The sequence below is a fragment of the Oleiharenicola lentus genome (genome assembly GCF_004118375.1).
Lineage (GTDB): Bacteria > Verrucomicrobiota > Verrucomicrobiia > Opitutales > Opitutaceae > Lacunisphaera > Lacunisphaera lenta.
This window is the reverse complement of record NZ_SDHX01000002.1, coordinates 460,712-480,000: the sequence shown is the minus strand read 5'-3', so window position 1 is coordinate 480,000 and position 19,289 is coordinate 460,712. Positions and strand designations below refer to the sequence as shown.

The 19,289-nt window shown below is 60.8% G+C and carries 19 protein-coding genes and 2 rRNA genes (1 of these 21 cut by a window edge); 12 read left to right on the top strand and 9 right to left on the bottom strand.

Annotated features, from left to right (window positions below):
* The 5 genes from ESB00_RS15840 to ESB00_RS15820 form a co-directional block, all read left to right on the top strand.
* Positions 1-1,005 (top strand): 23S ribosomal RNA (locus ESB00_RS15840) (it extends 1,905 nt beyond the left edge of the window).
* 93 nt (positions 1,006-1,098) lie between these two features.
* A 5S ribosomal RNA gene (rrf, locus tag ESB00_RS15835) occupies positions 1,099-1,214 on the top strand.
* Between the two features lie 389 nt (positions 1,215-1,603).
* Entirely contained in the window at positions 1,604-3,145 is a 1,542-nt protein-coding gene (gene guaA, locus ESB00_RS15830; RefSeq protein ID WP_129048763.1) for a glutamine-hydrolyzing GMP synthase, read from the top strand.
* A 54-nt stretch (positions 3,146-3,199) separates the two neighbouring features.
* On the top strand, positions 3,200-3,928 hold the full coding sequence (locus ESB00_RS15825) for a hypothetical protein (RefSeq protein WP_129048762.1): 729 nt from the start codon (positions 3,200-3,202) through the stop codon (positions 3,926-3,928).
* Between the two features lie 134 nt (positions 3,929-4,062).
* Complete coding sequence (locus ESB00_RS15820) at positions 4,063-5,358, top strand: citrate synthase (protein ID WP_129048761.1); 1,296 nt, start codon at positions 4,063-4,065, stop codon at positions 5,356-5,358.
* A gap of 34 nt (positions 5,359-5,392) precedes the next feature.
* On the opposite strand, the gene ESB00_RS15815 is transcribed toward ESB00_RS15820, so the two are convergent.
* Positions 5,393-6,109: a VC0807 family protein gene (locus ESB00_RS15815; protein ID WP_129048760.1), complete on the bottom strand. Its 717-nt coding sequence runs from the start codon at positions 6,107-6,109 to the stop codon at positions 5,393-5,395.
* A 52-nt stretch (positions 6,110-6,161) separates the two neighbouring features.
* Here ESB00_RS15815 and ESB00_RS15810 point away from each other — a divergent pair, with 52 nt between their 5' ends.
* The 4 genes from ESB00_RS15810 to dprA are packed head-to-tail and all read left to right on the top strand — an operon-like array spanning position 6,162 to position 9,971.
* Positions 6,162-6,905 (top strand): pyridoxine 5'-phosphate synthase, encoded by a 744-nt coding sequence (locus ESB00_RS15810; protein ID WP_129048759.1) that lies wholly within the window; start codon positions 6,162-6,164, stop codon positions 6,903-6,905.
* Positions 6,902-7,309 carry a holo-ACP synthase gene (gene acpS / locus ESB00_RS15805; RefSeq protein ID WP_129048758.1) on the top strand — a complete coding sequence of 136 codons (408 nt, stop codon included), beginning with the start codon at positions 6,902-6,904 and terminating at the stop codon, positions 7,307-7,309. The genes ESB00_RS15810 and acpS overlap by 4 nt, the downstream gene beginning before the upstream one ends.
* 9 nt (positions 7,310-7,318) lie before the next feature.
* Positions 7,319-8,836: an NAD(P)H-hydrate dehydratase gene (locus ESB00_RS15800; protein ID WP_246026500.1), complete on the top strand. Its 1,518-nt coding sequence runs from the start codon at positions 7,319-7,321 to the stop codon at positions 8,834-8,836.
* Between the two features lies 1 nt (position 8,837).
* The gene (gene dprA, locus ESB00_RS15795; RefSeq protein ID WP_129048757.1) at positions 8,838-9,971 is read left to right on the top strand and encodes a DNA-processing protein DprA; all 1,134 of its coding nucleotides are present in this window, start codon (positions 8,838-8,840) and stop codon (positions 9,969-9,971) included.
* 65 nt (positions 9,972-10,036) lie between these two features.
* Here dprA and ESB00_RS15790 read toward each other — a convergent pair whose 3' ends face one another.
* From ESB00_RS15790 to ESB00_RS15775, 5 genes are all read right to left on the bottom strand, one after another.
* Entirely contained in the window at positions 10,037-10,570 is a 534-nt protein-coding gene (locus ESB00_RS15790) for a YMGG-like glycine zipper-containing protein (protein ID WP_129048756.1), read from the bottom strand.
* Between the two features lie 69 nt (positions 10,571-10,639).
* Positions 10,640-10,984 (bottom strand): histidine triad nucleotide-binding protein, encoded by a 345-nt coding sequence (locus ESB00_RS19905; RefSeq protein ID WP_218938771.1) that lies wholly within the window; start codon positions 10,982-10,984, stop codon positions 10,640-10,642.
* Positions 10,981-11,457 (bottom strand): hypothetical protein, encoded by a 477-nt coding sequence (locus ESB00_RS19900; RefSeq protein WP_218938770.1) that lies wholly within the window; start codon positions 11,455-11,457, stop codon positions 10,981-10,983. Before ESB00_RS19900 ends, ESB00_RS19905 begins: the two co-directional genes overlap by 4 nt.
* Positions 11,454-11,936 (bottom strand): transcriptional regulator NrdR, encoded by a 483-nt coding sequence (gene nrdR / locus ESB00_RS15780; RefSeq protein WP_129048754.1) that lies wholly within the window; start codon positions 11,934-11,936, stop codon positions 11,454-11,456. The genes ESB00_RS19900 and nrdR overlap by 4 nt, the downstream gene beginning before the upstream one ends.
* A 4-nt stretch (positions 11,937-11,940) precedes the next feature.
* On the bottom strand, positions 11,941-12,507 hold the full coding sequence (locus ESB00_RS15775) for an anthranilate synthase component II (protein ID WP_129048753.1): 567 nt from the start codon (positions 12,505-12,507) through the stop codon (positions 11,941-11,943).
* Between the two features lie 63 nt (positions 12,508-12,570).
* Here ESB00_RS15775 and tgt point away from each other — a divergent pair, with 63 nt between their 5' ends.
* The 3 genes from tgt to ESB00_RS15760 are packed head-to-tail and all read left to right on the top strand — an operon-like array spanning position 12,571 to position 15,764.
* Positions 12,571-13,710, top strand: coding sequence for a tRNA guanosine(34) transglycosylase Tgt (tgt, locus tag ESB00_RS15770; RefSeq protein ID WP_129048752.1), 1,140 nt, complete (start codon positions 12,571-12,573; stop codon positions 13,708-13,710).
* 49 nt (positions 13,711-13,759) lie between these two features.
* Positions 13,760-14,686 (top strand): UDP-glucuronic acid decarboxylase family protein, encoded by a 927-nt coding sequence (locus ESB00_RS15765; RefSeq protein WP_129048751.1) that lies wholly within the window; start codon positions 13,760-13,762, stop codon positions 14,684-14,686.
* Between the two features lie 37 nt (positions 14,687-14,723).
* Positions 14,724-15,764, top strand: coding sequence for a purine-nucleoside phosphorylase (locus ESB00_RS15760; RefSeq protein WP_129048750.1), 1,041 nt, complete (start codon positions 14,724-14,726; stop codon positions 15,762-15,764).
* 1 nt (position 15,765) lies between these two features.
* Here ESB00_RS15760 and ESB00_RS15755 read toward each other — a convergent pair whose 3' ends face one another.
* The 3 genes from ESB00_RS15755 to ESB00_RS15745 are packed head-to-tail and all read right to left on the bottom strand — an operon-like array spanning position 15,766 to position 19,253.
* A complete protein-coding gene (locus tag ESB00_RS15755; RefSeq protein WP_129048749.1) occupies positions 15,766-16,662 on the bottom strand; it encodes a transglutaminase family protein in 897 nt (298 codons plus the stop codon).
* Between the two features lie 47 nt (positions 16,663-16,709).
* Positions 16,710-17,753, bottom strand: a complete 1,044-nt coding sequence (locus ESB00_RS15750) for an alpha-E domain-containing protein (protein WP_129048748.1) — start codon at positions 17,751-17,753, stop codon at positions 16,710-16,712.
* A gap of 12 nt (positions 17,754-17,765) precedes the next feature.
* The gene (locus tag ESB00_RS15745; protein WP_179954391.1) at positions 17,766-19,253 is read right to left on the bottom strand and encodes a circularly permuted type 2 ATP-grasp protein; all 1,488 of its coding nucleotides are present in this window, start codon (positions 19,251-19,253) and stop codon (positions 17,766-17,768) included.
* Between the last annotated feature and the right edge of the window lie 36 nt (positions 19,254-19,289).

Here is a 19,289-nt window from a genome sequence, read left to right as displayed (position 1 = left end):
ATGTCGGCCGTAACTATAACGGTCCTAAGGTAGCGAAATTCCTTGTCGGGTAAGTTCCGACCCGCACGAATCGTGTAACGAGTTGACAACTGTCTCGGAGAGAGGCCCAGTGAAATTGTAGTGGCGGTGAAGATGCCGCCTACCCGCAGCAGGACGGAAAGACCCTATGCACCTTTACTGTAAGCTGTTATTGTCGCTTGATTTTTAATACGTAGCATAGCTGGGAGACTGTGAAGCCTGCCTCCAGGGGCGGGCCGAGTCGTAATATGAAATACCAGTTTTTAATTGTTAGGCGTCTAACCTCGTGCCGTCATCCGGCCGTGGGACAGTGATAGCAGGTCAGTTTTTCTGGGGCGGAATCCTCCCAAAGAGTAACGGAGGATTACGAAGGTTCCCTCAGCCCGGTCGGTAATCGGGCTACAGAGCGCATGAGTATAAGGGAGCTTTACTGTGAGACCAACAAGTCGAGCAGTTGCGAAAGCAGGTTCAAGTGATCCGGTGGTTGAATGTGGAATCGCCATCGCTCATAGGACAAAAGGTACGCTAGGGATAACAGGCTGATCGCGCCCAAGCGTTCACAGCGACGGCGCGGTTTGGCACCTCGATGTCGGCTCATCACATCCTGGGGCTGGAGAAGGTCCCAAGGGTCCGGCTGTTCGCCGGTTAAAGTGGTACGCGAGCTGGGTTCAGAACGTCGTGAGACAGTTCGGTCCTCTATCCGCTGTGGGCGTTTGTGATTTGAGGGGTTCATTCTCTAGTACGAGAGGACCGAGAATGACGCACCTCTGGTGTTCCGGTTGTCCCGTCAGGGGCAGCGCCGGGTAGCTATGTGCGGAAGAGATAAGCGCTGAAAGCATCTAAGCGCCAAGCTCATCCCAAGATAAGATCACAATCCGTCGCAAGACGGTGCAAGGTCCGGGTAGACCACCCGGTTGATAGGGCAGAAATGCAAGCGTAGTAATACGTTCAGTTTACTGCTACTAATGACCTTGCCGGTTTATGCAGATCTCAGTTTCTAGGCGTTTATTTCACCTCCTTACCACGTGTTCTTTGTCTGAACTTTTTCCAATTACTCCGGCTCTGCCGTGAGTTTCCCTTCCTGGTGACCACATGCCGGGGGTTCCACCCGTTCCCATCCCGAACACGGCCGTTAAGCCCCGAGCAGCCAATGGTAGTAGGACGATAGGTCCCGCGAGAGTAGGTCGTTGCCAGGTTTATGGCCCGGTTTGTCGAAAGACAGACCGGGCCTCTTTTTTGTCCGGATTCTGTTCTTCTGACTAGTTGAAGTTCTCCTCGTAACTCAATAGCTGCAAATTCGAGGTATTGTAGGGTTTGACGCAACTCGTGGCATGCCGGTACTTCAATCTGAATGGCAGGAAACATTTATGGGAGCGCATTAACTCTCCCAAGATCATGAATGAAATGCTCTAAAAGAGCTCTGATTTAGATAATCGTGCCGAATCAAATATAGAGTGCGTATGCCGTTTGCGGAATCGGTGCTCTGCTGATTTTGCGAAATTCCCCGGATGGGAAGTATAGTACAGTGAGAGTTTCTACACGAATTCGGATTGATTCACTCCCAACGCGGGACTCATAACTTCGCATGGCACAGACAATCGCCGTCTTGGATTTTGGTTCACAGCTGACGCAGGTAATCGCGCGTCGAATTCGCGAGTCCCAAGTCTACTCGAAGATTTACCACTTCGGGACACCAGCCGCAAAGCTTCGCGAGGACGGAGTTGTTGGCGTTATTCTTTCCGGCGGTCCGCAGAGCGTATATTCCAAGAGTGCACCGCACCCAGATGCGGAAATTTTCCAACTCGGTGTGCCGGTGCTGGGTATTTGTTATGGCGTGCAACTCATGGGGCACTTCCTTGGCGGTAGGGTAGAACACAGCAAGGCGCGTGAATACGGTCACGGCCATCTCACCATCAAAAAGCCCGGAAAGCTCTTCCAAGGCTTGCCAAAGAAACTGCGTATTTGGAACTCACATGGCGACAAACTGGCCAAGCTTCCACCCGGCTTCGTTGCTGTTGGCACCTCGGAAAATTCTCCGTATTCCGCAATCGAAGATGCGAAGCGCGGTTTCTATGGTATCCAGTTTCATCCTGAGGTATTCCATACCGAGCGCGGTGTGGATATTATCCGAAACTTTCTCGTGGGGGTCTGCCGTGCGAAACAGGATTGGACGACCAAAGACTTTATTGCCCACTCGGTGGCCGATATCCGTGCCAAGGTCGGCAAGGGACGCGTGCTGCTTGGTCTTTCCGGGGGTGTCGATTCCTCCGTAGCCGCTGCGCTGCTCCACAAGGCCATTGGCAGCCAACTGACTTGCGTCTTCGTTGACAACGGCCTGCTGCGTAAGGGCGAGAGGGACTACGTCCGTGAACTGTATGGCAAACACTTCAACATCGACCTCCGTGTCGTTGATGCTTCGGCCTTATTCCTCAAGCGCCTCAAGGGCGTCTCCGACCCCGAGACCAAGCGCAAGATCATTGGCCGCACATTTGTCGAAGTTTTCGAGAGAACTCTTAAGAAAATCGGCCGAACTGCCGAGTTTCTCGGACAGGGAACGTTGTATCCCGACGTCATTGAGTCGGTCTCAATCCAGGGGAACCCGGCCTCGCTGATCAAAACCCACCACAATGTTGGTGGCCTGCCTGAGCGCATGAAGCTCAAACTGGTCGAACCGCTGCGGGAACTCTTCAAGGATGAAGTCCGCCGGGTGGGCGAAGCCTTGGGCTTGCCGCGTGAGGTCGTCTGGCGCCAGCCCTTTCCGGGCCCGGGTTTGGGCGTGCGCGTCATGGGGGACATCACTAAGGATAAACTCGAGATCCTTCGCAATGCCGACGCCGTGCTACAGGAGGAAATGATGAAGTCCGGATTGTACTGGAAGGTGTGGCAGTCCTTCGCGGTTTTTCTGCCGGTGAAGACAGTGGGGGTTTTCGGCGATGAACGAACCTATGATTACGTGATCGCGCTTCGCATCGTCGAGAGCACTGATGCCATGACGGCAGACTGGGCTAAAATTCCTCACGACTTGCTCCAGAAAATTTCAAGCCGGATTACCAACGAGGTCCGTGGAGTCAGCCGAGTCGTATTGGATATAAGCTCCAAGCCGCCGGCGACTATCGAGTGGGAGTAAAATGCCGTTGCGAACTCCGGCACCGGGGCCAAGTTGTCCTGTCATAACCCCTGCATGAAAGCCGGAAACCTTTACGCATTCTTTGTCTCGGTCGTTTTGTGTGCGCTACCCGCCGCGGCTGATACCCCAGACAAGTGGATCGCAAAGGCCCGCGCCTACCTGGGCAACGAGGCCGAACTGAATGCAATAACCAGCATCCACTTCAGTGGAACCATGGAGGCTCCCGGCGATATCAAGATTCCTGCCGAAATCGTCTTTCAGAAGCCCTACCGGCAGCGCATCACCCTCCGGGGGCCCAAGGTGATTGAGGTCACGGCACTAGATGGCTACGACGCTTGGCAGAAGCGTATCAATGCGGAGAACCCGGTTCAGTGGCAGATGGTATTACTCGATGCTTTGCAAGTGAAGCGGCTTCGGGCCAACACGCTTGAGAATCTCAGCTTTTATTCCACCCGCGAGCTCAAGGACTGCACAATCCAGTTGGGTGGCGAGTTGGACGTTGATGGCGTGTCTTGTGTGAAGCTAGTATTTGCCCACGTTGGTGGCGTAACGTTTCAACGTTTTTTCGACAAATCAACCGGTCGGCTGGTCAAAACCATTACGGAAAATGGCACAGAGATACGTGAAGAAGGCGAGATGCTTACCGCAGGGGTGCGTTTCCCTCGGCGAGTGGTGAACAAGGCGCCCAACGGCAATGTGACCGCCATCAGCTTCGACAAGGTTGTCGTCAACGAGGACTTTCCCGCCGACACTTTTGCGGTTCCATCCTTGCAAGCCCGCTGAGCCAGCACGGCCCGCCTTTATTTTTTCTAAGGCCAGGCGCTGGGCGGCTAATGACTGTCCGATGACAGGGTGGGGACAATCGCTTTGCTTTGCATCAGGCCCGAATTCTGCTTTTCTCCGATACTTACCCCGCCATGCCTACCACCGCCCTCATCAAGATTGACGACAAAGAGATTTCCTACCCCGTGATCAACGGCTCAGAGGGGGAAAAGGCCATCGATGCGCGCAATCTCCGCAAGGACACCGGCTACCTCTTTTACGACCAGGGCTATGGCAACACTGGCTCTTGCGAGAGCCAGATCACCTACTTGGACGGTGATAATGGTATTTTGCGTCATCGGGGTTACCCAATTGAGCAGCTGGCCGAGCAGTCGGAATTTGTAGAGACCGCCTATCTCGTCATCTATGGCGAACTGCCTTCGCCCGAGCAGCGCAAGCGCTTCGGCACGATGCTGCGCGAGAACGCAGCCATCGACACCCAGATGATGCGGATATTCGATGGCTTCCCGCGCGGAGCCCCGCCGATGGGCATGCTCACGTCCATCGTGAGTTCGCTCGCCGCCTACTACCCGCACCTCGCGACCAATAATTTTGAGAAGGATCTCGCGAACTTCGATCTGACTGCCGCCATGGCGATATCGAAGATCCGCACGATCGTCGCCGGCATCTACCGTTATCGCCATGGCTTGCCCTTCAATTATCCGAAGGATGTGCCATTCTGCGACAATTTCCTGCACCTGATGTTCTCGGAGCCTTACAAGGAGTATGCCGCGATTCCGGAGGTTACTCGCGCGCTGAACCTCATTCTCCTGCTCCACGCCGACCACGAACAAAACTGCAGCACTTCGACCGTTCGCATGGTCGGCTCAAGCGGTGCGAATCTCTTTACGTCGCTGGCCGCGGGTATTTGTGCGCTTTCCGGCCCTCTGCATGGCGGCGCCAACACCGCGGTGATGCAGATGTTGCAGGCGATCCACGACGAAGGAGACGACGGCACCCGCTTTATTGCGGCAGCCAAGTCCGGCTCCAAAGCCAATCGCCTGATGGGCTTTGGCCATGCGGTTTATCGCAACTATGATCCCCGCGCCCGCATCATCGGGCATGCTTGCGATGTGGTGCTCAACAAGCTTGGCAAGACCGACCCGCTCTTGGACATCGCCAAGCGCCTTGAGCACTCCGCGTTGAATGACGAGTACTTCCTGTCCCGGAAGCTATATCCCAACGTCGATTTCTACTCGGGCATCATTATGCGGGCGCTCGGCATCCCCACGGAGCTCTTCACGACGATGTTCGCCATCGGTCGTTCTCCTGGCTGGATCGCCAACTGGAAAGAAGTCGCATCCAACCCGAAGGGCCGCATCTACCGTCCCCGTCAGGTTTATGTCGGACCGGTCAAGCGGGATTACGTGCCGATTGGCAAGCGTGGCTGAGCTTCAACAACGGGGCGGGATATATAATCCCGCCCTATTTCTTTTCCGGTGGCGGCTGCTGGTGCAGAATCTCGTCTAGCGTTAGCCCGCTGAGGGATTCCAGTCCCTTGATCAGTCGCCAGAGCGCATAAATCATGATCACCATGCTCGGCACCATGATCACGATGTAGCTTAGCCAGGTCAGTCGTCCGAGTTGCGCGTTGAATTCGGCGGTCTCCGGCATTGCGGTGATGATGATGCGGGCGAGCACAAAGTTCAGCACCGCGCTCAGGGCGAACGAGCCAGCGAGCAGCCACGAGGAAGTTTTGAGGAGACTAAGGAAAGCCGGACGTTGGTTGCGCTCATCCAGAGCAGCCTCGACCCGCGGCACGTTAATCACCTGATCGTTGAACATCATCGTGCGCACCAGCGGACGTTTCGTCCACTGCGAGACCAGCACGGTCAGGCCGATGAGCGTGGGCACCACCGCTTCTTTCACTGCGAACCAGAAAGGTTCAAGTTTCAACAGTCCCAATCCACCCGTGGCCAACGTGCTCGTAAATCCGAGTGCCGACAGGAAGTTGAAAGTCCGGCGTCGCACCAGGTCGTAGGCGCCATAGGCCAGCGGAAATGCGAGGGCGGTGATCAGCGCGTTCCGCGCCCCCAGCTGTTCGGTGAGCTTGGAGAGGATGATCGCCGGTGCCGCAACGTTGCAGGCGAGGTTCAGCAGCAGGTTTTCTTTCGGCGGCGGTGTGGCGGCGGAGGCGGTCATTTCGCTTTTGCCAAGCAGAAGTGCCTCGGCCTTAATGGTCAACCTTCCCCTCATGATTCTCCTCGGCGTCAACATCGACCATGCCGCAACCCTCCGCCAGGCTCGCTATCGGCAGGTGCAGGCCGGTTTTGGCGGATTGATTGAGCCCGATCCGGTCGCGCTTGCCGGACTCTGTGAAAAAGCCGGGGCCGACGGCATCACAGTGCACCTGCGGGAGGACCGTCGCCACATCCAGGATGAGGACGTTAGCCTTCTGGCGGCTTCCAAATCGACGCGGCTCAATCTCGAGATGGCCTGCACCTCGGCCATGACGGAACTAGCCCTTAAATTGCGACCTCACTCCGTGTGCCTCGTGCCCGAGAGCCGCGAGGAGATTACCACCGAAGGTGGGCTCGACGTGGTGAAACACCGCGAAAAGGTCGCGCGCGTGACCGATGCCATGAACGCGGCCGGCATCAAGACCAGTCTCTTTATCGATCCTGATCCCGAGCAAATCGAGATGTCGGCTAAACTGAAAGCGCCGTGGATCGAGCTGCATACCGGCGCCTACGCCAACGCCTACCACAACCCGGAACGCGCACGTGAGTTTGCCCGCTTGATGGCCGGTGCAATTATGGGCCACCAACTGGGGCTCGTGGTCAATGCCGGTCACGGCATCAACTACGTCAACATCACCGAAGTGCGCACGATTCCACATCTGCACGAGCTCAACATCGGCCACAGTATCATCAGCCGTGCCCTGTTCACCGGTATCGACGAAGCGGTGCGCACGATGAAGGCCCTCATGAATCCATGAGCCTCACCCTTCCTCCGGGCGGTATTCTCATCGGACTCGGCTGCGATCTCATCGAGACCGATCGGATCAGGACCGTGCTGGAAAAACACGGCGAGCGCTTCCTCAAGCGTGTTTTTACCGACGAGGAGCGCGCCTACTGCGACTCGCTCAAACACCCGCACAAGCACTATGCCGCGCGCTGGGCGGCGAAGGAGGCCGTGTCCAAGTGTTTCACCACCGGCATCGGGGAACATCTCGAATGGACCTCCGTCTCGGTTTACCACGGTTCACGCCATGAACCGCTGGCCCGACTCGATGCCAAGGCCCAGGTGCTGCTCACCCAGGTCGGGGCGACGCATGTGATGCTGACGCTTTCTCACACCGAGAGCCATGCCATGGCGGTCGCAGCCTTGGTGAAGCATTAAGGAGCACCCGTGGATCGCGTGCCTTCCCACCCGGTCCTCAGTTGTGCCGAGGCGAAGGCCTGGGAAAAGAACCTGTTGCCCGACGAGACCGCCGAGTGGGCCGCCATGCAGCGTGCCGGCGTGGCCTTGGCCGAGGCGGTGGCTGGGGATTATCGTGAGATCGGCGGTATGCCCGAAGACGCCCGTTTGCTGGTTCTGGCGGGCAAGGGACACAATGGCGGCGATGCGCTTTTGGCGGCGCGGGCGCTCTTGTCGGACCGACCCGAGGCGCGCGCCGTCGTGGTGTTGTGTTTTGGTGATAAAGCCCTGCGTCCGCTGGCCGGCCGCTCCTTGGATTGGGTGCGGTGCGATGCCGCCGGCCGGGTGGAGATGATGCCGGCGGAACAGGCACTGGCACCGGAGCAGCGCTACGCGCTTTGTCTCGATGGAATTTACGGTTTTCAGTTCCGTGCGCCGATGGATGCCGCGAGCCGGGCATTACTCACCGCCGTGAACGAGCACCGTGGCATCCGGCTCAGAGCCGCCGTGGACCTTCCTAGCGGCGTCGCGGAGACAAACGCAGATACGATCTTCCGGGCCGATTTCACCTACGCCACCGGAATCGTGAAGCAGCCGGTTTTTTCCGCGCAAGCCACCACCAGCGTCGGACGACTGCGGTATCTCGATCTGGGATTTTTCGCGCTCGGTGAACCGGGTGGAACCAAGGAGCGAGTGCTCACGAAGGCTGGTTTGGGGCCGCTGGGTGTGCTGCGGCCAGCGCAATCCGACAAACGCACCTTCGGGCATCTGCTGGTCGTTGGCGGCTCGCGTAGCTATCCCGGGGCCGTGGTGCTGTCGGTGCGGGCGGCCTTGCGCAGCGGTGTCGGCTTGGTGACGGCATATGTGCCTGAGCGCCTTGCGCCCGAGTATGCGGCCCGGCATCCAGAGGCGATGTGGGTGGGGTGTCCCGAGACTACTGCTGGCAGCATGGCCGCTGGGACAGTGGCTTTGATCCGCGAGCGGTTGTCCCGTGCAACCGCCCTGCTCGTCGGTCCGGGACTGGGCGCGGAAAGCGAAACCATCGGCTGGGTGGCGAATCTTGCAGCCGACTCCTCGGTGCCGCTGGTACTCGACGCGGATGCGCTGCGCGCCGAGGTGGTGGCGGGAATCAGAAACCAGGCCTTTGTCTGCACTCCGCATGCGGGGGAGTTCCAACGGATAGGCCCGCGGCTATTCGCGGATGAAAAGTTCACCGCGCCCCGTGGCGTGCTGGTGCTCAAGGGGCCCATGACCCGGATCACGGACGGTAACACGATCTATCACAGTCCATTCGGCGGGCCGGTGCTGGCGCGCGGAGGGAGCGGGGACATTCTGGCGGGATTGATCGGCGGCTTGCTGGCGCAAGCTCCCGGAGATCCGTTGCTGGCGGCCTGCCGGGGCACGGTTTGGCATGGACGCGCGGCCGATTTGTTGGCTCGCACCCGGGGGCAGGTGGCCGTAGAGCTTTCGGAAATCCTCGAGCAGCTCGGGCCGGCGCTCATTTCCTGACATGCCAGACACCCCCTCCGAGCGACAGGCGTTCATGGTGCTGAACGACCTGCCCAACATCGGCCCCATCACGCTCAACCGCTTGCTCACCGAGTTCGGCGGCGACCCCTGCGCAATTCTCGGTTCAGACAAACGCCGGCTCGAATCCGTGCGTGGTGTCGGTCCCGAGACCAGCGCGTCGCTGCAGAACTGGCGCACACATTTCGATCTGCCGCGGGAGGAGGAACGACTCGCGCAGGCCGGTGCGGTTTTCATCACCACGCGAGATGTAGGCTACCCGAGGATGCTGAAGGAAATCCATGATCCGCCCATCGGTCTCTACCGCAAGGGCGGTTACCTGTTCGAGCAGCCGTGCGTCGCCATCGTGGGCAGCCGGCGCACGACGCTCTACGGCCAGTCCGTGGCGAAGAAACTCGGCGCCGAGTTGGCGCGCCTTGGCTTCTGCGTGGTGAGCGGCCTCGCCCGGGGTATAGATACCGCAGCACACGAAGGGGCGCTGTCGGTCGGCGGAAAGACGGCGGCGGTGCTAGGCACCGGCATCGACATCATCTACCCGTCGGAGAATCTCGGACTATACCGAAAGATCGCCGAGACCGGGGCGATCCTTACGGAGTTTCCGTTCGGACGAAAGGCCGACAAGCAGTCCTTCGCCATGCGCAATCGCATCGTCTCCGGCATCAGCGAGGCGATCGTGGTGGTGGAGAGCGACGTTTCCGGCGGTGCCATGATCACCGCCCGGTTTGCGGGTGAGCAGGGGCGGCTGATCTTTGCCGTGCCCGGCCGCATTGACCAGGCAACCAGCCACGGCTGCCACCAACTCATCCGCGATGGCGCGACGCTGCTCACGGGCGTGGATGACATCCTGTCGGAGTTGAATTACCTCGACGGGTTGCGCCCGCAGCCCGTACGGGAGGAAGGCAAGCCTAGCATGCTGGAAAAGCTAATGCCGCAGCTCGACGAGAAGGAACGCCGCGTGCTGGATGCATTCTGCGGAGGTGCGATTCTCGGTATAGACTCCTTGTCCGTAGCAACAGCACTGCCGGCATCGGAGCTGTCGTCTGCCTTGATGATGCTGGAGCTGAAGAAGCTCGTGCAGAAGCGGGCCGACGGCTCCTTTGAGGCACGGAACTCGTGACGCGGTCATAAAAAAGCTCCCGCGATAATGCGCGGGAGCATGCGAACAACAGACTGGATTTGGGTTCAGGTGCCGCCGTTGCGGATGCGGTCGGCTTCGGCCTTGGCGGCGGCTTCGCGCGCGCGGAACTCCTCAAGCTGCTTGGCTTTCTTGAGGGCAGCGGCCTCCTCGGCCTTCAGGCGGGCAACCTCGGCCTCGGCGGCTTCGGCACGCTGGCGGGCGGCGAGAATTTCCTGATCTTCCACCGCCTTGCCCTGCGCGATCATGCGTTGGCGTTGGGCGTCTTCCTGGGCGCGCTCCTTGGCTAGGGCCTCCTCGGCGATGCGGCGCTCGTATTGAATCTCCGAGATGCGTCGGTCCTGGCGGTTGCCCGCCACGCCGCCGATGATGGCCCCGGTGGCTGCACCGGCGGCCATGCCTTTTTCGGAGTCGCCGGACTGGTGGCCGATAATGCCGCCGATGATGGCTCCGGCGACTGCTCCGCCGATGGCACCGCGCTCGGTGTTCGAACCGTCCGTGGTGCAACCGGAATTGAAGAACGTGCTGAGCAGCAAGGTCGAGCCAGCGGCTGCAGCGGTAAAGTGACGATAGGTGTTCATAGGTATCAAGGTCTGGATTCCAGACCCGCACTAGACGCCCGATGTTCCCGCCGGTTTCAACCCTCTTGGTCAACCCGGAGGCCAGGCAAGGGGCCGCTGGCCAAGCAGATGGACATGGAGATGCGGCACGGATTCGCCGCCATCGCGTCCGTTGTTGATGACGAGGCGGTAACCGGTCTCGGCGACGCCCAGCTTCTTGGCCAGTGCGGCGGCGGTGAGAAGCAGGTGGCCGAGTGTCGCCTGGTCGGCGGCAGTCGCTTCGTTCACACGGGGAATCAATTTCTTTGGAATCACCAGCACATGCACGGGGGCTTGCGGACTGATATCGTGGATGGCGATGCAGAGGTCGTCCTCGTGTGCGAGTTTCGCGGGGATCTCGCGGTCGATGATTTTCTGGAAGATCGATTTGCTCACAGGAAGAGCAGATTCAGGTTCGCGCTGCGGCGGGTGCGGGCGGCGGCAAGGTTGCGGATCAGGGCGAGCGAATCGTCGTAATCGCGCTGGCGCCGGTCGGTCCAGCGGCGGTCGGGCGGGCAATGGGCGGAGCGCAGATTCGTGACAAGCAGCGTGGATTCCGGAAAAACGGCGAGCTGCTTGAGTCCCTGCATCAGGCCGGCGCGGGCGAAGAGCGGCTCGGCGGCTGTGTCGTCGGCGCCGGCGTCCCAATGGAAAAAACCATGCATGGTGCGCGCGGCGCAGAGTTTCTCCAGCAGGCGGGCGGCGGCGGCAATGAAGGCCGGATCGTTCGGCGTTCGCTGCTCGGCCTCGCCGAGCGAGGAGCTGATGGCGTCGTCGATCTGTTGCGCCAGATAAAGGTCGTGCCCGGTGAGCGGGGCGAAAAGGGCGTTGAGGAAGTGCAGCCGGCGCAGTTGCGGGGAGCGCGTCATTTCTTGGGCTTCGGTGTAACGCCGGACGCGCCGGGCGCAAGACTGCTGATTTCGTGGACGAACTCCGACACGTCGCGGAATTCCTTATACACCGAGGCGAAGCGGACATAGGCGACCTGGTCCATCTTGCGGAGACGCTGCATGACATGTTCGCCAATGGCCTGGGTCGGCACCTGGCTGTCGTAGCGCGCCTCGACGGCATCGATCACGTCCTCGACCAGCATGGTGATCTGCTCGTTGTCGATCGGGCGTTTGTGGCAGGCGGCGCGGATGGCACCGATGAGTTTTTCGCGGAGGAAGGGTTCCTGCCGGCCGTCGCGCTTGACGACGACGAGGGTGTCGCGGACGAACTCCTCGTTGGTTGTGAAGCGATGGCCGCATTCCAGGCATTCGCGGCGGCGGCGGATGGAATTGCCGTCGCGGGCGATGCGGGAGTCGATCACCTTGTCTTCAATGGAGGTGCACTTGGGGCAGCGCATGGGTTCAGTTCAGGGCGAGGAAGTTTTTGAGAATCTGCATGCCTCCTTCGGTGGCGATGGATTCGGGGTGAAATTGGACACCGTGGACCGAGAATTGTTTATGCTGCAGGCCCATGATCACACCATCGGCGGTTTCGGCCGTGATTTCGAGGCATTCCGGCAGCGTGGACCGCTCGACAATCAGCGAGTGGTAACGGGTGGCCGTGAAGGGGGAGGGCAGGCCTTTGAAAACGCCCCGTCCGCCGTGTTGAATGGGCGAGAGCTTGCCGTGCATTTGCATCGGCGCGCGAATGACTTTCCCACCGAAAAGTTGGCCGATGGACTGGTGGCCGAGACACACGCCAAGCACCGGCCTCTTGCCGGCAAAAGTCTTTATGATGTCGAGACTTGCACCGGCTTCGGACGGCGAGCAGGGCCCGGGCGAAATCAGCACGCGGTCCGGGTTGAGGCGCTCAGCGTCGGCGGGCGTGAGCTCGTCGTTACGGAAGACCCGCATGTTTACGCCCAACTGCCCAAAATATTGGACCAAGTTGAACGTGAAGGAATCGTAGTTGTCGATGACTAGCAGCACTTTTTGTAAACCTACCCAGCCATTGACAGAGGGTCAAGTCTGCCGACAGCGTGAGCCTTCAAAATGCCCAGCCACTTTCAGTTGTTGAAGACCGACACAGCCACCGCCGCCCGCCGCGGCCGGTTGCAGACTTTGCACGGGGTGATCGAGACGCCGATCTTCATGCCCGTCGGCACCCAAGGCACGGTCAAAGCGGTCACACCCGTTCAGCTGCGGGAGGTCGGCGCTCAGATCATTCTTGGCAACACCTACCACCTCAACCTGCGCCCGGGCTCCGAGCTCGTGCGCGACATGGGCGGCTTGCACAAGTTCATGGGCTGGGACGGTCCGATCCTCACCGACAGTGGCGGCTTCCAAGTCTTCAGTCTTTCAAAGCTGCGTAACATCCAGGACGACGGCATCGCGTTTCAATCGCACCTTGACGGTGCGAAACTGTTCCTGGGGCCCCGCGAGGTCATGACCATCCAGGCTAATCTTGGCTCCGACATCGCCATGGTGATCGACGAGTGTCCACCGTGGCCTTGCACACGGGACGAATGCCGTGCGGCCGTGGATCGCAGCTACCGCTGGGCCAAACTCTGCAAGCAGATCGCCACGGACAACGGGTTTCTCGCGGGTGGGCATCACGTCTTCGCCATCGCGCAGGGTTCGACCTACGATGACCTGCGCCGTGAGGCGGCCGAGTCGCTGGCGGAGTTGGATTTTCCCGGCTACGCTGTCGGCGGCGTGAGCGTGGGTGAACCCGAGCCCGAGATGCTCAAGCAGGTGGCCGCGACCACCCCTTTCATGCCGGCGGGCAAACCCCGCTACACCATGGGCCTTGGCACACCATCGCAGATCTTGAAGATGATCGGGTTGGGCGTGGATATGTTCGATTGCGTGCACCCGACGCGCGTCTCGCGCAACGGCGCGGCCTTCACGCCTGATGGCATGATCAATCTGCGCAACGAGCGCTACCGCGCTGATTCAAGCCCACTGGTCGAAGGACTGGACAACTACACCTGCCGCCAGTTCAGCCGCGCCTACCTGCGTCATCTCGTGATGGCCAACGAGATCCTAGCGAGCACGTTGCTTACCATCCACAACCTGCATTTCTACCTCGATCTTGTCGCGCAAGCCCGCGCCCGCATTGAGGCCGGCGACTTCGCCGCCTGGAGCAAGGCGTGGATCTCGCGCTACGAGGCGGGCGAGGCGTCCGGCTGATGCGGACTCGCCAAAGCGCCCTCCGGCCATATCGTCCCAGCACCTCTCCATGCGTATCCTCGTCACCGGCGGAGCCGGCTTCCTTGGTTCTCATCTCTGCGACCGTCTGCTGAAGGACGGCCATGAGGTCATCTGCCTCGACAACTTCTTCACCGGGGCGAAGGCCAACATCGCCCATCTGCTCGGGCGCCCTGACTTCGAACTGGTGCGCCACGATGTGATCGATCCCTTCAAATACGAGGTGGACCAGATCTACAACCTCGCCTGCCCGGCCTCGCCGCCGCACTACCAATACAACCCCATCAAAACCACGAAGACCTCGGTCATGGGGGCGATCAACTGTCTCGGCCTCGCCAAGCGCGTGCGGGCGCGCGTTTTTCAGGCGAGCACTTCGGAGGTCTATGGTGATCCCTCGGTTCACCCGCAGCCTGAGAGCTACTGGGGCAACGTGAATCCCATCGGCCGCCGCTCCTGCTACGACGAGGGCAAGCGCGTAGCGGAGACTCTCTTCTTCGACTACCACCGCGAGAACAAGGTGGATATCCGCATCGTCCGCATCTTCAACACCTACGGTCCGCGCATGCATCCGAACGACGGCCGCGTCGTCTCGAATTTCATCGTGCAGGCGCTCAAGGGCGAAAACCTAACCATTTACGGAGACGGCAAACAGACGCGTTCCTTCTGCTACGTGGACGATCTGATCGAGGGGTTTATCCGCCTGATGAACCAGAACGAGACCGTCGGTCCGGTGAACATCGGCAATCCCGGCGAGTTCACGATGCTCGAGCTTGCGCAGAACGTGCTGAAGCTCACGAAGAGCAAATCGAAGATCGTGCATAAGCCGCTGCCGACCGACGATCCGAAGCAGCGCCAGCCCGATATCACGCTCGCCCGGAAGTACCTCAAATGGGAGCCCAAGGTCCCGCTCGCCGAAGGTCTCAGGAAGACCATCGCCTACTTCAAGACTAAGGTTTAAGGGCCGTTCACTGGCATATCGGCTGCTGAGGTGAACCATGGTCTCATCCCGCTGGTTCCTCCTGCTTCTTTTTTCTGTCACCGTGCAGCGCGCCGCCGAACTCATTCGCCCGAAAGTCATCGTCGTTTCGACCTTTGAGATCGGATTGGACTCAGGCGACAAGCCCGGCGAGTTTCAATTCTGGGTCGAGCGCGAGAAGCTCGACAAGTCGCTCATCGTGCCGGGACTCGATGCGCCGGTGCGCTACAACGAGCGGGGTGTTTTCGGCGTGGTCTCCGGCACCACGGTGCGTGCCGGCCTGCAGATCCTGGCGCTGGGGCTCGATCCCCGCTTCGACCTTTCGCAAACCTACTGGCTCGTTAATGGCATCGCGGGCGTGAGCCCGCATGTCGCCACCGAGGGCAGCGCGGCCTGGGCGCGGCATGTGATCGACGGTGACATCGCCTACGAAATCGACAGCCGCGAAGCACCGGCCGACTGGCCGTACGGTATTATGGCGCTCGGCAACAAGACGCCGCTCAAGACTCCAGTGATCCCCGACTGGGCGCCGAAACCCATGGCGTGGAAACTAAACCCAGACCTCGTCGAATGGGCTTACGAACTCACGAAGAATGTCGAGTTGCACGACACGCCCGAAGCCAAGGCGCACCGCGCGCTCTACAAAGGCTTCCCGGCGGCGCTCGCCCCTCCGTCGGTTGTCTATGGCGACAGCTTTGGCTCCTGCCGTTACTGGCATGGTGCGCGGATGCAGCAGTGGGCTGACGACTGGACCAAGCTTTACACGAGTGGTGCGGGTGTCTGTGCGATGAGCAACATGGAGGACCACGGCATTGCCAACGCGCTGCAGCGGCTGGGTGCGCTCAAGAAGGTGGATTTTCAACGCGTGCTCTTCCTGCGCACCGGCTCTAATTTCTCCATGCCCCCAGCCGGTCAGACCGCGGCCGAGAGCATGGTCGAGGAATACCAAGGCATGATCCCCGCGCTCGAAGCGGCGTGGCGCACCGGCAGTCCCGTGGTGCACGCGCTCGTGGACGGTTGGGAGCGCTTCGCGACCGAACTGCCGGCCAAGAACCGCTAAGTTACCCGGCCGTTGCGGTGGCCGGAGCGGCGGACGGCGTCGGCTCGGATTCTTCCAAGCGCGAGACGAGCACGTCCACCAAGAGCTCGCGCTTGGCCGTGCCGCGGTAAGTGCCCTTCAACGGAGAAACGTCGGCGAAGTCCCGGCCATTCGCGACCTTCACGTAGTGAACGTCGGCCGCGCGATTGTTGGTGGGGTCGAGCCCGCACCAGCCGTGGCCGAGCACGTAGACCTCAACCCAAGCGTGGCTCGCCTGAGCGCCCTTGAGCTGGTCGGCGGGGCCGTTGTAAAGGTAACCGCTGACGTAGCGCGCCGGGATCTTCAATGCGCGGCAGAGGCCGAGCATGACGTGGGCAAAGTCCTGACAAACGCCGGCGCGAGTCTTGAGCACGTCGCGCATGTGCGTGTGCGCGTGGGTGGCGCCGCTCTGGTAGTGAAACTCGCGGTGGACATACGCCATGATCGCGCGGGCGGCCTGCCACATGTCCGTCTGGCCCTCGGTGGCGTCGATGGCGAGCCGCCAGAGTTCGGCGGAAACCTCGACGTAAGTGCTCGACTGGAGGAAGTCGTAGCAGCGGTCGAGTCGCGCGCATTCCGGCAAGCGGCTCATCGGTGCGGGGGTGAGCTCCGGGGGTAGCGCGGGTTTTTCGCCGGTGGTGACGACGGAGTTGGCCTCGACCGTCAGCTCGTTGTGCGGCTGGTTGATCTCGAAGAGGTGGACGCAGTTCAGGTTGAAATCGAGGTAGTGCGACAGGCGCGTCGTGGGCAGCACCTTGAGCACGAAACTGTGGCAGATCTGTGCGCCAGCGCTCGTGGGCTGGAGCCGGGCTTCGTTGAAGCTTTCGTGGACGTTAGCCCCGTATTTGAAGCGGGTGCGGTGGAGGACGTGCAGTTTCATGCGTCGGTGTCGGCGCGAAAAGGGCGGATAGGACCGGGCGGGCTGCCTCAAGGCAAGCTCGCAACCGATGTCCCCGCCTGCTGCTGCTGCTCCTCCTGCTGGCGGAGCTCGTTCTCGTCGGGGGTTTGGAAGGGCTGGAAAATGTAGGCTTGGAAGAGGGCCTCGCCGATGGCGTTCAGCTTGCCCTGCAGGACGTCGATGTAGCTGTGCAGGCCGACCTCGAAGAGGTCGTCCGCAGTGCTGAACTGCAATTCGGCGAGCAGCCGGCCGGCAAGCTTCTCGGCGTTGTTGCAGAAGCGGCCCTCATGGACGCCGGAAATGCGGCGGAGCGCGGTGTTGAGGTGGCGCACGGAGAAGCGCACGGAACGGGGGAAGTCGTCGGAGAGGAGGAGGAACTCGGCCACGAGGGCGGGCTGGACCTCGGCCCCATGGAGCGCCTTGTAGGCGTCCCATGCGCTGCAGGAGCGGAGCACGGCGGACCAGCCGAGGGCGTCGGTCTGGCTGGCGGCACCCGGCGCGCCCCGGGCGGGGAGAGAAGCGTGGCGCACGTCGAGGATGCGCGAGGTTTTGTCGGCCCGCTCGAGGTAGCGGCCGGCCTGGATGAAGAACCAGCCTTCGTTGCGCACGATGGTGGCGTCGGTGAGTCCCTGCAGCAGGAGCGAGGTGTTGCGGACCGTGTGGAAGAAGTCGGAGGGGCTGTCGCGCCAGTCCTTCTTGGCACGGGGCGAATTCAGGTAGAGGTAGATGCGGTTGATCTCCTCCCAGAGCTCGACGGCGATCTGGTCGCGGACCATGCGGGCGTTTTCGCGGGCCTGCCCGATGGAAGAATAGATCGAGTTGTAGTTGTTGGGGCTGAAAACAAGGAAGTCGGTGACGGTCTTGCCCGTGGCCTTGGGATACTGGCTGTGGAAGAGCTCGTCGTCACCTGAACTCTGGACGATGGGCATCCAGTGGGCCTTCAGGGCCTCGTCGTCCAGGCTGCGGAAGTCGAGCAGGAGCTGGAGATTCACGTCCACGAGGCGTGCAGTGTTTTCAGCGCGCTCGATGTAGCGGCTCATCCAGTAGAGGGAATTGGCGACGCGGGAGAGCATGATCGGGGAGGGTTATTCGTTGCCGTAGAGGACCCAGGTTTCCTTGCTGCCGCCGCCCTGCGAGGAGTTGACGACGAGCGAGCCCTTGCGGAGGGCGACGCGGGTGAGGCCGCCGGGGATGATGGAGGTTTTTTCTCCGTAGAGAATGAAGGGGCGGAGATCGATGTGGCGTCCGGCGAAGCCCTCGTCGCCGCAGAACGTGGGATGGCGGGAGAGCGAGATCATCGGCTGGCCGATATAGTTGCGCGGGTCGGCGAGGATGCGTTTACGGAAGTCGTCGCGCTCGGCCTTGGTGGCGTGCGGGCCCATGAGCATGCCGTAGCCGCCGGCCTCGTTGGCGGCCTTGACCACGAGCTTGTCCAGATTTTCGACCATGTATTTCAGGTCGGCGTCCTCACTGGCGAGGTAGGTCTGCACGTTCGGCAAGATGGGATCTTGGTCGAGGTAGTATTTGATGATCCGGGGAACGAAGTAATACATCACCTTGTCGTCGGCGACGCCGGTACCAATGGAGTTGGCGAGGGAGACCTTGCCGGCGCGGTAGGCGTTGACGAGGCCGGGGACGCCGAGGGCGGAGTCGCGGCGGAAGACAGTGGGGTCGAGGAAGTCGTCGTCGATACGGCGGTAGATCACATGCACCGGCTTCAGGCCCTTGGTCGTGCGCATGAAAACGTGCTGGTCGCGCACCACGAGGTCGCGGCCCTCCACAATTTCGATGCCCATCTGGCGGGCGAGGTAGGTGTGTTCGAAGTAGGCGGAATTGTAAGGCCCGGGCGTCAACAGCGCGACCGTGGGCTCAGCCACGCCGGTGGGCGCGGTGTGTTGGAGGACTTTGAGGAGTTCCTGCGCGTAGTTTTCAACCGGGCGAACGCCGCCAGCCTCGAAGATCTCGGGGAAGGTGCGTTTGAGCGCGCGGCGGTTTTCCAACACGTAGCTGACACCGGAAGGGCAGCGGGCGTTGTCCTCGAGCACGAGGTATTGGCCCTTGTCGTCGCGGATGATGTCCGTGCCGCAGATGTGGATGTAGATGTCACGCGGCACCTGCACATTCATGAACTCGCGGCGGAAATGTTTTGCCGACATCACGTAGTGGGCGGGAATGGTGCCGTCCTTGATGATGTTCTGCTCGTGGTAGATGTCGTGGAGGAAGAGGTTGAGTGCCGTGATGCGCTGCACGAGGCCGGCCTCAAGGTGTTCCCACTCCTTGGCGGGAATGATGCGTGGCACGAGGTCGAAAGGGAAGATGCGCTCCGTGCCCTGCGAATCGCCATAGACGTTGAAGGTCACGCCCTGCCGCAGGAACGCAAGATCCACGGCACTGCGCTTGGCCTCGAACTCCTCCGGGCTGACCTTGGCGAAGTGCTCGAGGAAATGGCGGTAGTGGGGGCGGACCTGGCCGTCGGCCTGCAGCATTTCGTCAAAGAAGTTGCCGACGTCGTATTTTCGGAAGGGCTCGGGCAGTTCGGCCAACGGAGAAGAAGCGGGCTTACGGGAGGACATGGAGGGTATGACCGAAAATAGCAGGCTCCATGCAAA

Bases quoted from the DNA above. Each gene is read 5' to 3' on its own strand.
- ESB00_RS15825 (WP_129048762.1), top strand. From the start codon at position 3,200: ATGAAAGCCGGAAACCTTTACGCATTCTTTGTCTCGGTCGTTTTGTGT.
- ESB00_RS15745 (WP_179954391.1), bottom strand. From the start codon at position 19,253: ATGTCCTCCCGTAAGCCCGCTTCTTCTCCGTTGGCCGAACTGCCCGAG.
- ESB00_RS19900 (WP_218938770.1), bottom strand. From the start codon at position 11,457: ATGACGCGCTCCCCGCAACTGCGCCGGCTGCACTTCCTCAACGCCCTT.
- dprA (WP_129048757.1), top strand. From the start codon at position 8,838: ATGCCAGACACCCCCTCCGAGCGACAGGCGTTCATGGTGCTGAACGAC.
- ESB00_RS15820 (WP_129048761.1), top strand. From the start codon at position 4,063: ATGCCTACCACCGCCCTCATCAAGATTGACGACAAAGAGATTTCCTAC.
- guaA (WP_129048763.1), top strand. From the start codon at position 1,604: ATGGCACAGACAATCGCCGTCTTGGATTTTGGTTCACAGCTGACGCAG.
- ESB00_RS15755 (WP_129048749.1), bottom strand. From the start codon at position 16,662: ATGAAACTGCACGTCCTCCACCGCACCCGCTTCAAATACGGGGCTAAC.
- ESB00_RS15810 (WP_129048759.1), top strand. From the start codon at position 6,162: ATGATTCTCCTCGGCGTCAACATCGACCATGCCGCAACCCTCCGCCAG.
- tgt (WP_129048752.1), top strand. From the start codon at position 12,571: ATGCCCAGCCACTTTCAGTTGTTGAAGACCGACACAGCCACCGCCGCC.
- nrdR (WP_129048754.1), bottom strand. From the start codon at position 11,936: ATGCGCTGCCCCAAGTGCACCTCCATTGAAGACAAGGTGATCGACTCC.
- ESB00_RS15790 (WP_129048756.1), bottom strand. From the start codon at position 10,570: ATGAACACCTATCGTCACTTTACCGCTGCAGCCGCTGGCTCGACCTTG.
- ESB00_RS15760 (WP_129048750.1), top strand. From the start codon at position 14,724: ATGGTCTCATCCCGCTGGTTCCTCCTGCTTCTTTTTTCTGTCACCGTG.
- ESB00_RS15815 (WP_129048760.1), bottom strand. From the start codon at position 6,109: ATGACCGCCTCCGCCGCCACACCGCCGCCGAAAGAAAACCTGCTGCTG.
- ESB00_RS15765 (WP_129048751.1), top strand. From the start codon at position 13,760: ATGCGTATCCTCGTCACCGGCGGAGCCGGCTTCCTTGGTTCTCATCTC.
- acpS (WP_129048758.1), top strand. From the start codon at position 6,902: ATGAGCCTCACCCTTCCTCCGGGCGGTATTCTCATCGGACTCGGCTGC.
- ESB00_RS15750 (WP_129048748.1), bottom strand. From the start codon at position 17,753: ATGCTCTCCCGCGTCGCCAATTCCCTCTACTGGATGAGCCGCTACATC.